The following is a 12728-nucleotide window of genomic DNA, read 5'->3' as shown; positions in this document are numbered from 1 at the left end:
CTTCATCAGACGCCTTGCTTCAAGGAGGCTTCGATAAAGGGGTCGAGGTCGCCGTCGAGCACCTTCTGCGTCGCCGAGATTTCGACGTTGGTGCGCAGGTCCTTGATGCGGCTGTTGTCCAGCACGTAGCTGCGGATCTGGTGGCCCCAGCCCACGTCGGTCTTGCTGTCCTCGAGCTTCTGCTGCTCTTCCATGCGCTTGCGCATCTCGTGGTCGTACAGGCGCGAGCGCAGGCGCTTCCAGGCCACGTCGCGGTTGCTGTGCTGGCTGCGGCCGTCCTGGCACTGCACCACGATGCCGGTCGGGATGTGCGTGAGTCGCACCGCCGAATCGGTCTTGTTGATGTGCTGGCCGCCCGCGCCGCTGGCGCGGAAGGTGTCGGTTCGCACATCGGCCGGGTTGATATCGATCTCGATCGAGTCGTCGACTTCCGGGTAGACGAAGATGCTCGCGAAGCTGGTGTGGCGGCCGCCCGACGAATCGAACGGCGACTTGCGCACCAGGCGGTGCACGCCGGTCTCGGTGCGCAGCAGGCCGAAGGCGTAGTCACCTTCCACCTTGATCGTGGCGCTCTTGATGCCGGCGGTGTCGCCCGGGGTTTCGTCCTCGATCTGCGTCTTGAAGCCCTTGCGCTCGGCGTACTTGAGGTACTGGCGCAGCAGCATGCTGGCCCAGTCGCAGGCTTCGGTGCCGCCGGCGCCGGCCTGGATGTCGACGAAGGCGTTGAGCGGGTCGGCCGGGTTGTTGAACATCCGGCGGAATTCGAGCTGCTTGATGTCGGCTTCGAGCTTGGCGGCGTCGTCGGCGATGGCCTGCAGGCCGTCGATGTCGCCTTCTTCCTTCGACATCTCGAAGAGCTCGGTGTTGTCCGAGAGGCCGCTGGTCAGCCGGTCGATGGTGACGACCACGTCATCGAGCGACTTCTTTTCGCGGCCCAGTTCCTGGGCCTTCTTCGGGTCGTTCCAGACGTTGGGATCTTCGAGCGATGCGTTGACCGTCCTCAGACGTTCGGCCTTGGCATCGTAGTCAAAGATACCTCCGAAGATCGACGGTCCGGGCGCTCAGGTCCGCAAGGGTTGCGCCGATTTGGTTGATTTGCTCTGCATCCATGGGGTGTCCTGACGGTAATCGGGGAAAACCGGCCATTTTCTCATGCCGGGCAAGGCCGGGTCCGCCGCATGGCGGCACCCCGGGGGAGCGGCATCAGTCGGCGAAGAACGCCTCGATCAGCGCGGCCACGCGGGCGGGCTGGTCGTGATGCAGCATGTGGCCGGCGTCCTCGACGCGGGCGATGCGGGCATCGGGGACCTTCTTGAGGCGCTCGTGGTACTCGTCCAGCGAATAGCGGCCCTTCCACCAATGGGACAGGCTGTCGTCGGAAGCCTCGACCGCGAGCACCGGCGCGGTGATCGATGCATAGAGCGCCAGTATCTCGTCGACCCGGAAGATGTGGGCGTTGATGATCTTGTGCGCCGGATCGCCGAGGATTTCCCAGCGGTCGCCGCCGTCGGCGTGCGGCCTGCCGACCGACCAGTGCGCGGCGAGCCAGTCGGCCTTGTCCTGCGAAAGGCGCGGATTGGTCTTCATGAGCCGGCGCGCGACGCCATCGACGGCCGGGTAGCGCGCGAGGTCCATCTCGCCGCGATGCAGGCGCTTGATCTCGTCGATCCATTTGCCGTAGCGCTCGGGCGCCTGCTCGGGCTTGAACGCCGGCATGCCGAAGCCTTCGAGGTTGACCAGTCGCCGGATGCGTCGCGGCCGCACACCCGAGTACTGCATCGAGACATTGCCGCCCATGCTGTGGCCGACCAGGTCGATGGGCCGGTCGCCCGCATAGTGGTCGAGCAGCCAGTCGAGATCGGCGAGGTAGTCCGGCATCCAGTAGTTGTCGACCTTGCCGCCGTCGGTGAGCCCGAACCCGCGCCAGTCAGGGGCGATGATCCAGCGCTCTTGCTCCATGGCATCGACCACGAACTGCCACGAAGCGGCGACGTCCATCCAGCCGTGCAGCAGCACCAGCGGCGGCCGATCGGTGGCGGGCTCGCCCCACAGGCGCACGTGATAGTTCAGGTTGCGAACGGGGACGAATTCGCTGCGGGAGATTCGGAGGGCTTGGTACATGGAGCCGGAATGATACGAACTGTGCGACCCCGGAGACTGACACAGCCCAGGCCAAGGCACCCGCGGAACCGGCTCCGCCGGGCCGCCGGGTGCGCCCCCGGAGAGGGGTTGGCGAAGCGACACGAAGTGCGCGAAGTCTGGGGGAGATACCATGCTTTCATGAAAAAATCCAACTCGGTCAGAGCGACCTTCATGTCACGCCGATCTGCCTCGGCACCATGACCTTCGGTGAGCAGGTCAACGAACCCACCGCCCATGCGATCCTGGACCGCGCGCTCGAACGCGGCATCGATTTCATCGACACGGCCGAGATGTATGCGGTGCCCGCCCGCAAGGAAACCTTCGGGGCGACCGAGACCATCATCGGCAACTGGTTCGCAAAAAACCCCGGCCTGCGCCAGAAGATCGTGCTCGCGACCAAGGTGGCCGGCCCTTCGCGCGGCATGCCATGGGTGCGCCAAGGCAGCGGCATGACGGCGGCCGACATCGCCGCGTCGTGCGAGGCCAGCCTCGAGCGGCTGAAGACCGATGTGATCGATCTCTATCAGATCCACTGGCCGGAGCGCCACGTGCCGGCCTTCGGCTCGATCTACTACGACCCGACGAAGGAAAGGTCCGCCACGTCGATCCACGAGCAGCTCGAAGCGCTCGGCAAGCTGGTGAAGGCCGGCAAGGTGCGGGCGATCGGCTTGTCGAACGAGACCCCGTACGGTGTTCACGAGTTCGTCCGCCTGGCTGAACAGCACGGCTTGCCGCGCGTCGCGACGGTTCAGAACGTCTATTGCCTGATCAGCCGCGCGCTCGAAAACGGCCTCGACGAGACGATGCACCGCCTCGGCGTCTCGTTCCTGGCCTATTCGCCGCTGGCCTTCGGCCTCTTGACCGGCAAGTACGACCAGAGCGGCACCGAGGGGCCGGATGCGCCCAAGGGTGCGCGCATCTCCAGCTATGAGTCGGTGCGCAAGCAGCGCTGGGGCCGCGCCGACGCGCTGGCTGCCGCCCGCCGCTACAACGCACTCGCTCGCGAGCACGGCATGACGCCCGCCAAGCTGGCGCTGGCCTTCTGCTACACCAAGTGGCAGGTGGCGAGCACGATCATCGGCGTGACCTCGGTGGCGCAGCTCGATGAAGACCTCGACGCATGGGGCACCACGCTGTCGCCGGAACTCCTTGCCGAGATCGACAAGATCCGCTGGGAATTGCGCGACCCCGCTGCATGACCAAGAAGACGCACGTCTCCGAAACGCCCGCAACGCAGTTGTTGCGGGCCAACGGCATCGCGTTCACCGAGCATCCCTACGAATACGTCGAGCACGGCGGTGCGCAACACAGCGCCCAGGTGCTCGGCCTTGATCCGTTCAGCGTGGTCAAGACGCTCGTGATGCAGGATCAGGACGCCAAGCCGCTCATCGTGCTGATGCACGGCAACCGTACGGTGTCGACCAAGAACCTCGCGCGGCAGATCGGCGCGAAGTCGGTGGAGCCGTGCAAGCCGGAGGTTGCGAACCGCCACAGCGGCTATCTGGTCGGCGGCACCTCGCCGTTCGGTACGCGCCGCGCGATGCCGGTGTACATCGAGTCGACCATCTTGGGCCTGCCGCGCATCGCCATCAATGGCGGACGGCGCGGCTATCTGGTCGGCATCGATCCACAGGTGTGCGTCAGGCTGCTGGACGCGAAGCCGGTGCAATGCGCGCTGGCAGAATAGCCGGCTGCCTCGATGGGAGGCGAGCCGCCGGGTTTGCCGGTCCGGAGACACCGTGAGTTCCTACTTCCCCACGATCGTCGCGATCGTTCTTTCGTATCTGCTTGGTTCGCTGTCCTTCGCGGTCATCGTCAGCAAGGCGCTCGGCATGGCCGATCCGCGAAGCTACGGCAGCAAGAACCCTGGCGCCACGAATGTGCTGCGCTCGGGCAACAAGGGTGCCGCATTGGCGACCTTGCTGCTCGATGCGCTCAAGGGATGGGTTCCGGTCTTCCTGGTCAATCATTACGGCGCGAACTGGGGCATGGGGCAGGGCACCGCTGCGGTAGCGGGTTTTGCGGCCTTCCTGGGGCACCTTTACCCCGTGTTCTTCGGGTTCCAGGGTGGCAAGGGCGTCGCGACGGCAGCGGGCGCGCTGGTCGGCATCGACTGGCTGCTGGGCCTGGCGACCGGATGCACCTGGCTGATCATCGCGGTCTTCTTTCGCTATTCGTCACTCGCTTCGATCGTCGCGGCATTCTTCGCGCCGGCCTACTATCTGATCGGCGGCCGGATCGCCTGGCCGCTGGACCTTGTCGTGCTGCTGTCGCTGGTCTCCATCAGCCTGCTGCTGATCTGGCGGCACCGCGAAAACATCCGTCGGCTCGCAGCCGGCACCGAGTCGAAGCTCGGTTCCAAGAAGAAATAGGAGTACCCCATGGGAACCATCCAGCGCTTTCACGTCGGCCCGCGCCTGAGCGAGACGGCGGTTCACAACGGCACCATCTACCTGGCCGGGCAGGTGCCCGACGACACCACGCAGGACATCCGCGGCCAGACCGCCCAGGTGCTCGCGATGGTCGATCGCTTGCTGGCCGAGGCCGGCAGCGACAAGTCGCGCATCCTGATGACGCAGATCTTCCTGGCCGACATCAGCGAGATCGGCGCGATGAACGAGGTGTGGGACGCCTGGATTCCCGCCGGCAACACGCCGCCGCGCGCGACCGTGCAGGCCGCGATGGCCAATCCGGGCTACAAGATCGAGATCGTGGTGACCGCCGCCGCGATCTGATGAGTACCTAGTACCGTTTTTCCAGCACCATCTGGTCGGCATCGCGCCGCATCGAGAAGCGGCTGATGAAGCTGTTGCCGAGCAGGATGTACGGCATCGGCTGCTGCGAGACGACCGCATCGATGTCATACACCTCGACATCCCCCACCCGCACCGAATTGAGGCGCACGCGATAGGCCCGCGCCGTGCCGTTCGCCGTGTTCATCTGCACCGGCTGGCCCTTGGTGTAGTCGAGGCCGATGCGCTGCGCGTCGGCCTCGGACATCGCCACCGCGGTGGCGCCGGTGTCCACCATGAAGCTGACGGCGCGACCGTTGATCGCGCCCTGCGTCATGAAGTGGCCGCCGCTCGATACCGGCAGCACGATGCGCGAACCACCGGCCCCCCGCCTCCGCCACCACCGATGCTGACCGGCGTATCCATGCGAATCGAAACGCGCTTGCCGGCGGACTCCACAGTCGCCTGCTCGCCCTGGAGCGCGACGAGCTTCACGCCCTGGAAGGTTTCGCCGACCGCCACGGTCTTCGGCGCGCTGCCGTCCACGATCAGGATTGCGCGGCTGCCGATGGTGCCGGTCAGCATGACCGATTGGGCCTGCGCGAAGCCGCATGCGCTCGCGGCCACGAGCGCCGCGATCATTCGGGGGTGGAGAGCGACGCGAAGCGCGCGAGCCTGGGGGTGAGCCATCAGTCTCTGAAGTTATTGAAGGTCAAGGGCAGGTCGGCCACATCCTTCTTGATCAGCGCCATCGCCGCCTGAAGGTCGTCGCGCTTGGCGCCGGTCACGCGCACCGCGTCGCCCTGGATCGCGGCCTGCACCTTGAGCTTGCTGTCCTTGATGAGCCGCTGGATCTTCTTCGCGGTGTCGGATTCGATGCCGCTCTTGACCTTGATGACCTGCTTGACCTTGTCGCCGCCGATCTTCTGGACGTCGCCCTTGTCGAGAAAGCGCACGTCGACGCTGCGCTTGGTGAGCTTGTTGCGCAGGATGTCCTCGACCTGCACGAGCTGGAATTCGGCGTCGCCGATCAGGGTGATTTCCTTGTCCTTGAGCTCGACGGCGGCCGCGGTGCCCTTGAAGTCGAAGCGGGTGGCGATTTCCTTGGCGGTGTTCTCCACTGCGTTCTTGACCTCGGGCAGGTTGGGTTCACAAACAGTGTCGAAAGACGGCATGAAGGCTCCGGCAGCAACAGAATGAAAAATGAAAAGAGGGCCGCACGCAGTGCCGCGCGGCGTACGAATGCGACAATTCTCCCATGATCGTGGAGCACAACGTACCGCTGCAGCAGCACAACAGCTTCGGCATCGTCGCGCGCGCACAGCACCTGGTGCGCATCGGTGAAGAAATCGATGTGACGGCGCTGCTGGCGGACGAGAAATGGCGCAGGGCGCCGAAGTTCGTGCTCGGCGGCGGCAGCAACATCGTCCTGACGGGCGACGTCAAGCCGCTGGTGCTCAAGGTCGAGATCAAGGGCCGACGGCTGGTGGAAGAGAGTGCCCGCGCATGGATCGTCGAAGCCGGCGCCGGCGAGATCTGGCACGACACGGTGAGCTGGACCCTGGATCAGGGCTACCACGGGCTCGAGAACCTCGCGCTCATCCCGGGCACCGTGGGCGGCTCGCCCGTGCAGAACATCGGTGCCTACGGCGTCGAGCTGCAGGACCGCTTCGACTCGCTCGACGCGATCGATCTCGAAACCGGCCGGCCGTTCACGCTCGATGCGTCGCAGTGCGCCTTCGGTTATCGCGACTCGGTGTTCAAGCACCTCGGTGCCGGCGAGAACGATTTCGGTCTTGCCGGTCGGGCGCTGATCACGCGGGTCCGTTTCAGGCTGCCCAAGCCTTGGAAGCCTGAGCTCGGCTACCTCGATCTCGAACGAAAGATGGCCGAGGCGGGCAACTTCGCGCCGAGCGCGAGGGAAATCTTCGACTGGATCTGCGCCATCCGCCGCGCGAAGCTGCCCGACTGGCGCGTGCTCGGCAACGCCGGCAGCTTCTTCAAGAACCCGACCGTGACGCCGGAGCAGTGCGCCGACATCATCGCGCGCGACCCCAAGATCGTTCACTACCCGATGGCCGACGGCAGCATCAAGCTGGCGGCCGGATGGCTGATCGATGCCTGCGGCTGGAAGGGGAAGTCGGTGGGCAACGCCGGCGTCTACGAACGCCAGGCGCTGGTGCTCGTGAACCGCGGCGGCAAGGAAAACCCCGTCACCGGCGGCGAAGTGATGACGCTGGCCAAGGCGATCCAGACCAGCGTCTACGAGCGCTTCGGCATCCGCCTGGAGCCCGAGCCAGTCGTGGTCTAGCTCGGCCCAGGCTGCGCGCTTACTTACTTCTCGTCGTTCTTCAGTTGGGGCAGGGACGCGCCCTGCTTTGCCGACAAGAGGCCCGTTTGCGTGTAGATCTTGAGCTTGTCGCGCGTGTCGGTGATGTCGAGGTTGCGCATCGTCAACTGGCCGATCCGGTCCGCCGGCGAGAACGTCGACTCGCCCTTTTCCATCGTCAGCCGCTCGGGCTGGTAGGTCAGGTTGGGCGACTCGGTGTTCAGGATCGAGTAGTCGTTGCCGCGGCGCAGTTCGACGGTCACTTCGCCGGTGATGGCGCGTGCGACCCAGCGCTGGGCGGTTTCGCGCAGCATGATCGCCTGCGGATCGAACCAGCGGCCCTGGTACAGCAGGCGGCCCAGGCGCCGGCCGCTGTCGCGGTACTGCTCGATCGTGTCCTCGTTGTGGATGCCGGTGACCAGGCGCTCGTAGGCGATGAACAGCAGCGCGAGCCCGGGGGCCTCGTAGATGCCGCGGCTCTTCGCTTCGATGATGCGGTTCTCGATCTGGTCGCTCATGCCCAGGCCGTGGCGGCCGCCGACGCGGTTGGCTTCGAGGATCAGGTCCACGAGGCTCGCGTATTCGACGCCGTTGATTGCCACCGGACGGCCTTCGACGAAGCGCACCGTCACTTCTTCGCGCTTGACCTCGACCTCGTCCTTCCAGAAGGCGACGCCCATGATCGGCTGGACGATCTTCATGCCGCTGTTCAGGTGTTCGAGGTCCTTGGCCTCGTGCGTCGCGCCGAGCATGTTCGAGTCGGTGGAGTAGGCCTTCTCGGCCGACATCTTGTAGGCGAAGCCGGCCTTCTGCATGAACGCCGACATCTCGGCGCGGCCGCCCAGTTCGTCGATGAAGGTCTGGTCGAGCCAGGGCTTGTAGATCTTCAGCGCCGGATTGGTCAGCAGGCCGTAACGGTAGAAGCGCTCGATGTCGTTGCCCTTGTAGGTGCTGCCGTCGCCCCAGATGTTGACGTCGTCTTCCTTCATGGCCGACACCAGCATCGTGCCGGTGACCGCGCGGCCGAGCGGCGTGGTGTTGAAGTACGTCAGGCCGGCCGTCGTGACGTGGAAAGCGCCGGCCTGCAGCGCGGCGATGCCTTCAGCCGCGAGTTGCGAGCGGCAGTCGATCAGGCGGGCCTTCTCGGCACCGTAGAGCATCGCCTTGCGCGGGATCTCGTCGTAGTCGGGCTCGTCGGGTTGGCCGAGGTTGGCTGTATAGGCGTAGGGAATGGCGCCCTTGTTGCGCATCCAGTGCAGCGCGGCGCTGGTGTCGAGGCCGCCGGAGAAGGCGATGCCGACCTTCTGGCCGACGGGGACGTTTTGAAGAATGGTGGACATGCTCGAATCCCGTTTCAACCGAAGTGGCAGATGTAGCTGTAGGGCTCGCCGCTCACGCGGATCTCGAAGGACGAGTTGCCGGGTACGCTGAACTTTTCGCCCACACCCGAAGCCACCCAGGTGTCGCTGCCTGCCAGCTTGTATTCGCAGCGGCCGCCCGTGCCTTCCATGATTTCCGGCGCACCGGTGTTGAAGGTCAGCGTGGACGGCAGGATCACGCCGACCGATTTCTTGGTGCCGTCGGCGAGTGTGAGGCTGTGGCTCACGCACTTGCCGTCGAAATACACATTCGCCTTGGTCGTGACCGAGACGTTCGGGAGGGATTCGGTTGTGCTCATGAGATAGGAGGGCGTGGCGCCGGCTGCGCTTGGCATCCGGCGGCGCATCCCTTGCAGGACGCGCCCGTGCGTTGATTGGAAAGCCCGTGATTTTAGGCTTCCGGCCGGCCCTCCCGGCCGGTTGGCCTCAATGCCAGCCGCGCGAGTAGCCGAAGCCCAGCGAGATGCCGATCGGCGGCCAGGCGTAGGCGGGCGGCGGGTAGTAAGCCGGGGCGGGGTAGTAGACCGGCGCCGCCGGCTGCACGTAGACAGGCGCCGGGCCATAGCCATAGACCGGCGCCGGTGCGACGGCGCCGCCGCCGGACACCACCACGCCCTGTTCGGGTACGACGTTGTCCCAGCTCTGGGGAGCCGGCGCCTGCGGCTGCGCGTACTGCTGCTGCGGAGGAACGGGCGACGTGATGCCGTAGCTGTTGGCATCGACCCAGATGCTTGGGCCGGGCGGGGTGCTGGTTTGCGTCGTGTACTGGCGGCCCGCGTACTCATAGGTCACGTGGTAGCGGACGCTGCCATTCGATTCGGTCACCGGTGACGACGAGATCACGCGTGCCTGCACCTGTTCCGCGTGGGCCACCGTGGCACTGGCGCCGAGCACGGCGGCGAGCACCGAAATGGCGGAAATCCTGCGAAGGGTGTTCGTGTTCATCTCAAAAAACTCCTGAAAAGGGCGTTGGACCCTCGTAGCGGGATTTGACGCGGTTCGATGGTCCCGGTTCAACCGTTTACACAACGTGGCTTTTCCACTGGGCCGCATCGAAGCCTGTGGTCACAACGGCGCCGTCGTTCCATTGGACGACCGGCCGCTTGATGAGACTCGGATTCGCCAGCAGCACTGCGCGTGCGGAAGGCGCATCGACCACCGCTTCGCGGGTCGCCTCGTCGAGACGGCGCCACGTGGTCCCCCGGCGGTTGACCAGGGCTTCCCAACCGGGCGATTTCAGCCAGCGGTCGAGTTCGGACGCCGGTACGCCGTCCTTCTTGAAATCGTGGAAGCGGTAGGCGACGCCGTGCTCGTCGAGCCAGGCTCGGGCGCGCTTCACTGTGTCGCAGTTCGGGATGCCATAGAGAGTCGTCATCCCCCGATGATGCCCGCGGGGCTCCTCGGCGACAATTGAAGGCTCCATGAAAACCCTTGCCGACTGGCTCGCGCACGCCGAGCACCTGCATCCCAAGAACATCGAACTCGGGCTCGACCGGGTCCGCGCCGTGGCCGAAAAGGTCGGCCTCTCCTTCGAATGCCCCGTGATCACGGTGGCCGGCACCAATGGCAAGGGTTCCACCTGCGCGATGCTGGAATCGATCCTCACGCATGCGGGTTATCGCACCGCCGTGTTCACCTCGCCGCATCTGGTGCGCTTCGAGGAGCGCCTGCGCCTGCGCGGAGAAGCTGTCGACGGTGACGAGCTCTCGAAGCATTTCGAAGCCGTCGAGCGCGCGCGCGGAGAGGTCGCGCTGACCTACTTCGAGTTCACGACGCTGGCCATCCTTCTGTGCATCGCCGCGAACAAGCCGGACGTCGCGATCCTCGAAGTCGGCCTGGGCGGGCGGCTCGATGCGGTCAACATCGTCGATGCCGACTGCGCCGTGATCACCAGCATCGATCTCGACCACATGGAATACCTCGGCCCCGACCGCGAGAGCATCGGGCGCGAAAAGGCCGGCATCCTCCGCGCGGGCCGTCCCGCCATCGTGAGCGATCCGATGCCGCCGCAAAGCGTGATAGCCCACGCCGACGCGATCGGCGCGGATCTCTGGCTCGTCGGGCGCGATTTCAATGTCGCGGGGGACAAGCAGCAATGGGGCTGGAGCGGCCGCGGCCGGCGCTACAGCGGGCTTGCGTATCCGGCGCTGCGGGGCGCCAACCAATTGATCAATGCTGCGGGCGTGCTGGCCGCGCTCGAATCGTTGCGGCCGCGTCTTCCGATCACCGCGCAGGCGGTGCGCAATGGCCTCGCGATGGTCGAGCTCCCCGGGCGCTTCCAGATCGTTCCGGGCGAGCCGGCCCTCGTACTGGACGTCGCGCACAACGCGCACGCGGTCGCGGCGCTCGCCGAGAACCTCGACGCGATGGGCTTCTATCCGACGACGCACGGCGTGTTCGGCGTGATGGCCGACAAGGACCTCGACCCGATCCTCGCGCGCATCGGGCCGATGATCGACCGCTGGTATTTCACCGATCTGCCGACGCCGCGCGCCGCGAAGGCGGACGAGCTGCTGGCCCGGTGGCAGGCGCAGAACAAGCGCAGCGATGTCGCCGGCAGCGTGCATCACTCCCCCATGGAGGCACTGCAGGCGGCCATCGATCGGGCGGACCCCACTGATAGAATCGTGGTCTTCGGATCGTTCTTCACCGTGGGTGGTGTGCTCGAGCACGGAACCCCCGTCTGCGGGCCAGGCACCTGTCGTCCGGTTCCTGAATCAGCCTGATTTCCGCGCTCTTTCCACTTTACGCTGCACTCCATCAGGAAAACGAATTTCATGGCGTTCTTCAAGTTCCGCGAACGCGGTCCTCAGGGCAACGAAGGGCGAAACTCCGCCGGCGCCGCAGCTCCGACGGAAAGCATCGAGGCCATGCGCCGCCGGGCGAGGCACCGGCTTCTCGGCGCCGCAGTGCTGGTGCTGATCGGGGTGGTTGGTTTCCCCTGCTGTTCGACACGCAGCCGCGGCCGGTCGCCGTCGACATTCCGATCGAAATTCCGGACCGGAACAAGGCCAAGCCCCTGGTTGTCCCGCCCACCCCTGCGCCCGCCAGCGCGGCGAGCGGCAAGCCGAGCGCGGCGGCCGCGCCGGCGGTTGATGACGGCATGATCACCGAGGCTGCGGATGGAACCGAGATCCCCTCGTCGAAGCTGGCGGCCGTGACACCACCCCCTGCGGTCAAGTCGGAGCCCGCGTCCGCACCGAAGCCGGAAGCTAAGCCGGAGCCCAAGCCCGAACCCAAGGCCAAGCCGGAGCCCAAGCCCGAGGCCAAATCGGAGCCGAAGCCCGAGCCCAAGCCCGCACCCCCAAGCCCGCGACTTCCGATGACGGCAGCCGCGCGCGCGCCCTGCTGGAAGGCAAGACCGCCGCCGCGACGGCAGCCAAGCCTGCGGCAGCGGCCGAAGACAGCGGTCGCTTTGTCGTCCAGGTCGGGGCGTTCGCCGACGTGGACAAGGCCAAGGAAGTGCGCCAGAAGCTTGAAAAGGCTGGCCTCAAGACCTATACGAATGTCGCCAAGACGTCTGACGGCGAGCGCACGCGCGTGCGTGTCGGGCCCTTCGCCTCGCGTGCCGAGGCGGACAAGGCGGCGAGCAAGGTCAAGGGCTTGTCTTTGCCGGCGGCCGTCCTCAGCTTGTAGCCCGCGGCGAAGCGACGTGATTCTTCTCGACTGGATCGCGGTCGTGCTTGTCGTGGTGTCGATGTTGCTGGGGCTTCTGCGCGGGCTGGTGTTCGAAGTCGTGCTGCTGGCGGGATGGGTGGCTGCCTTCCTGTGCGCCCAGTGGCTGGCGGACGACGTCGGTCGCTGGCTGCCGTTCGGCGAGCCCGCGGCGACCTGGCGCTATGCGGCGGGATTCGTGCTGGTGTTCGTCGCCGTCGCCTTCAGCGTGGGGCTGGTTGCATCGGTGACGCGCAAGCTGGTGACCGCGATCGGATTGCGTCCGGTCGATCGCGTTCTTGGCGGTGTCTTCGGCGTGGCCCGCGGCGCAGTGGCGCTGCTGGCCGTGGCGGTTGTTGTTCATTTGCTGGCGTTGAGCGACAGTGCCTGGTGGCACGAATCGCGCAGCGCCAATGTTCTCGACGCGGCATTGCAGGGCCTGAAGCCTGCCTTGCCTGGAAAGTTGGCAAGCTACCTGCCCTGAGAGGATCG

Annotated in this window: 13 protein-coding genes and 3 pseudogenes; 8 read left to right on the top strand and 8 right to left on the bottom strand. The window is 65.9% G+C overall.

The annotated features are described in order from the left end of the window. Positions 1-5: 5 nt before the first annotated feature. Positions 6-1110, bottom strand: a protein-coding gene (prfB, locus tag ACQ858_RS15070; RefSeq protein WP_431273497.1) for a peptide chain release factor 2 whose coding sequence is annotated in 2 segments (ribosomal slippage) — positions 6-1028 and positions 1030-1110 — 1104 coding nt in all. Because the reading frame shifts where the segments join, the coding sequence is not laid out codon by codon here. A 93-nt stretch (positions 1111-1203) separates the two neighbouring features. Further along, entirely contained in the window at positions 1204-2121 is a 918-nt protein-coding gene (locus ACQ858_RS15065; protein ID WP_431273496.1) for an alpha/beta fold hydrolase, read from the bottom strand. 218 nt (positions 2122-2339) lie between these two features. Between ACQ858_RS15065 and ACQ858_RS15060 the strand changes: the two genes are divergently transcribed. The 4 genes from ACQ858_RS15060 to ACQ858_RS15045 are packed head-to-tail and all read left to right on the top strand — an operon-like array spanning position 2340 to position 4877. Continuing rightward, positions 2340-3341, top strand: a complete 1002-nt coding sequence (locus ACQ858_RS15060) for an aldo/keto reductase (protein WP_431273495.1) — start codon at positions 2340-2342, stop codon at positions 3339-3341. Then, on the top strand, positions 3338-3829 hold the full coding sequence (locus ACQ858_RS15055) for an aminoacyl-tRNA deacylase (protein WP_431273494.1): 492 nt from the start codon (positions 3338-3340) through the stop codon (positions 3827-3829). Before ACQ858_RS15060 ends, ACQ858_RS15055 begins: the two co-directional genes overlap by 4 nt. Positions 3830-3881: 52 nt before the next feature. Next, on the top strand, positions 3882-4514 hold the full coding sequence (plsY, locus tag ACQ858_RS15050) for a glycerol-3-phosphate 1-O-acyltransferase PlsY (RefSeq protein ID WP_431273493.1): 633 nt from the start codon (positions 3882-3884) through the stop codon (positions 4512-4514). A gap of 9 nt (positions 4515-4523) precedes the next feature. Then, positions 4524-4877 (top strand): RidA family protein, encoded by a 354-nt coding sequence (locus ACQ858_RS15045; protein WP_431273492.1) that lies wholly within the window; start codon positions 4524-4526, stop codon positions 4875-4877. Between the two features lie 7 nt (positions 4878-4884). Here ACQ858_RS15045 and ACQ858_RS15040 read toward each other — a convergent pair. Together ACQ858_RS15040 and ACQ858_RS15035 are read right to left on the bottom strand one after the other, a co-directional pair. Continuing rightward, positions 4885-5516: pseudogene (locus ACQ858_RS15040) on the bottom strand (retropepsin-like aspartic protease family protein). 47 nt (positions 5517-5563) lie between these two features. Continuing rightward, positions 5564-6049, bottom strand: a complete 486-nt coding sequence (locus ACQ858_RS15035) for a YajQ family cyclic di-GMP-binding protein (protein WP_431273491.1) — start codon at positions 6047-6049, stop codon at positions 5564-5566. A gap of 83 nt (positions 6050-6132) precedes the next feature. On the opposite strand from ACQ858_RS15035, the gene murB reads away from it, so the two are divergent. Next, a complete protein-coding gene (gene murB / locus ACQ858_RS15030; RefSeq protein ID WP_431273490.1) occupies positions 6133-7185 on the top strand; it encodes a UDP-N-acetylmuramate dehydrogenase in 1053 nt (350 codons plus the stop codon). Between the two features lie 23 nt (positions 7186-7208). Here murB and argG read toward each other — a convergent pair whose 3' ends face one another. The 4 genes from argG to ACQ858_RS15010 all read right to left on the bottom strand — a co-directional run bounded on the left by argG (position 7209) and on the right by ACQ858_RS15010 (position 9957). Continuing rightward, a complete protein-coding gene (gene argG, locus ACQ858_RS15025; RefSeq protein WP_431273489.1) occupies positions 7209-8543 on the bottom strand; it encodes an argininosuccinate synthase in 1335 nt (444 codons plus the stop codon). Positions 8544-8557: 14 nt separating this feature from the next. After that, positions 8558-8881: a pyrimidine/purine nucleoside phosphorylase gene (locus ACQ858_RS15020; protein ID WP_431273488.1), complete on the bottom strand. Its 324-nt coding sequence runs from the start codon at positions 8879-8881 to the stop codon at positions 8558-8560. A gap of 127 nt (positions 8882-9008) precedes the next feature. Further along, positions 9009-9527, bottom strand: a complete 519-nt coding sequence (locus tag ACQ858_RS15015; RefSeq protein ID WP_431273487.1) for a hypothetical protein — start codon at positions 9525-9527, stop codon at positions 9009-9011. Between the two features lie 76 nt (positions 9528-9603). After that, positions 9604-9957 carry an ArsC family reductase gene (locus tag ACQ858_RS15010; protein WP_431273486.1) on the bottom strand — a complete coding sequence of 118 codons (354 nt, stop codon included), beginning with the start codon at positions 9955-9957 and terminating at the stop codon, positions 9604-9606. Positions 9958-9991: 34 nt separating this feature from the next. Between ACQ858_RS15010 and folC the strand changes: the two are divergent. The 3 genes and pseudogenes from folC (at position 9992) to ACQ858_RS14995 (ending at position 12720) form a co-directional block, all read left to right on the top strand. Next, positions 9992-11298 (top strand): annotated as a pseudogene (gene folC / locus ACQ858_RS15005) (bifunctional tetrahydrofolate synthase/dihydrofolate synthase). A gap of 61 nt (positions 11299-11359) precedes the next feature. Next, positions 11360-12218 (top strand): annotated as a pseudogene (locus tag ACQ858_RS15000) (SPOR domain-containing protein). 16 nt (positions 12219-12234) lie between these two features. Next, positions 12235-12720, top strand: a complete 486-nt coding sequence (locus tag ACQ858_RS14995) for a CvpA family protein (RefSeq protein WP_431273485.1) — start codon at positions 12235-12237, stop codon at positions 12718-12720. Positions 12721-12728: the final 8 nt, after the last annotated feature.

This window comes from Variovorax ureilyticus (assembly GCF_050632185.1).
GTDB lineage: Bacteria > Pseudomonadota > Gammaproteobacteria > Burkholderiales > Burkholderiaceae_C > Variovorax > Variovorax ureilyticus_A.
This window is presented reverse-complemented; position numbering and strand designations above follow the sequence as displayed.

Coding starts and splice junctions, on each gene's coding strand:
- ACQ858_RS15065 (WP_431273496.1), bottom strand. CDS start 2,121: ATGTACCAAGCCCTCCGAATCTCCCGCAGCGAATTCGTCCCCGTTCGC.
- ACQ858_RS15060 (WP_431273495.1), top strand. CDS start 2,340: ATGACCTTCGGTGAGCAGGTCAACGAACCCACCGCCCATGCGATCCTG.
- ACQ858_RS15055 (WP_431273494.1), top strand. CDS start 3,338: ATGACCAAGAAGACGCACGTCTCCGAAACGCCCGCAACGCAGTTGTTG.
- ACQ858_RS15045 (WP_431273492.1), top strand. CDS start 4,524: ATGGGAACCATCCAGCGCTTTCACGTCGGCCCGCGCCTGAGCGAGACG.
- ACQ858_RS15035 (WP_431273491.1), bottom strand. CDS start 6,049: ATGCCGTCTTTCGACACTGTTTGTGAACCCAACCTGCCCGAGGTCAAG.
- murB (WP_431273490.1), top strand. CDS start 6,133: ATGATCGTGGAGCACAACGTACCGCTGCAGCAGCACAACAGCTTCGGC.
- argG (WP_431273489.1), bottom strand. CDS start 8,543: ATGTCCACCATTCTTCAAAACGTCCCCGTCGGCCAGAAGGTCGGCATC.
- ACQ858_RS15020 (WP_431273488.1), bottom strand. CDS start 8,881: ATGAGCACAACCGAATCCCTCCCGAACGTCTCGGTCACGACCAAGGCG.
- ACQ858_RS15015 (WP_431273487.1), bottom strand. CDS start 9,527: ATGAACACGAACACCCTTCGCAGGATTTCCGCCATTTCGGTGCTCGCC.
- ACQ858_RS15010 (WP_431273486.1), bottom strand. CDS start 9,957: ATGACGACTCTCTATGGCATCCCGAACTGCGACACAGTGAAGCGCGCC.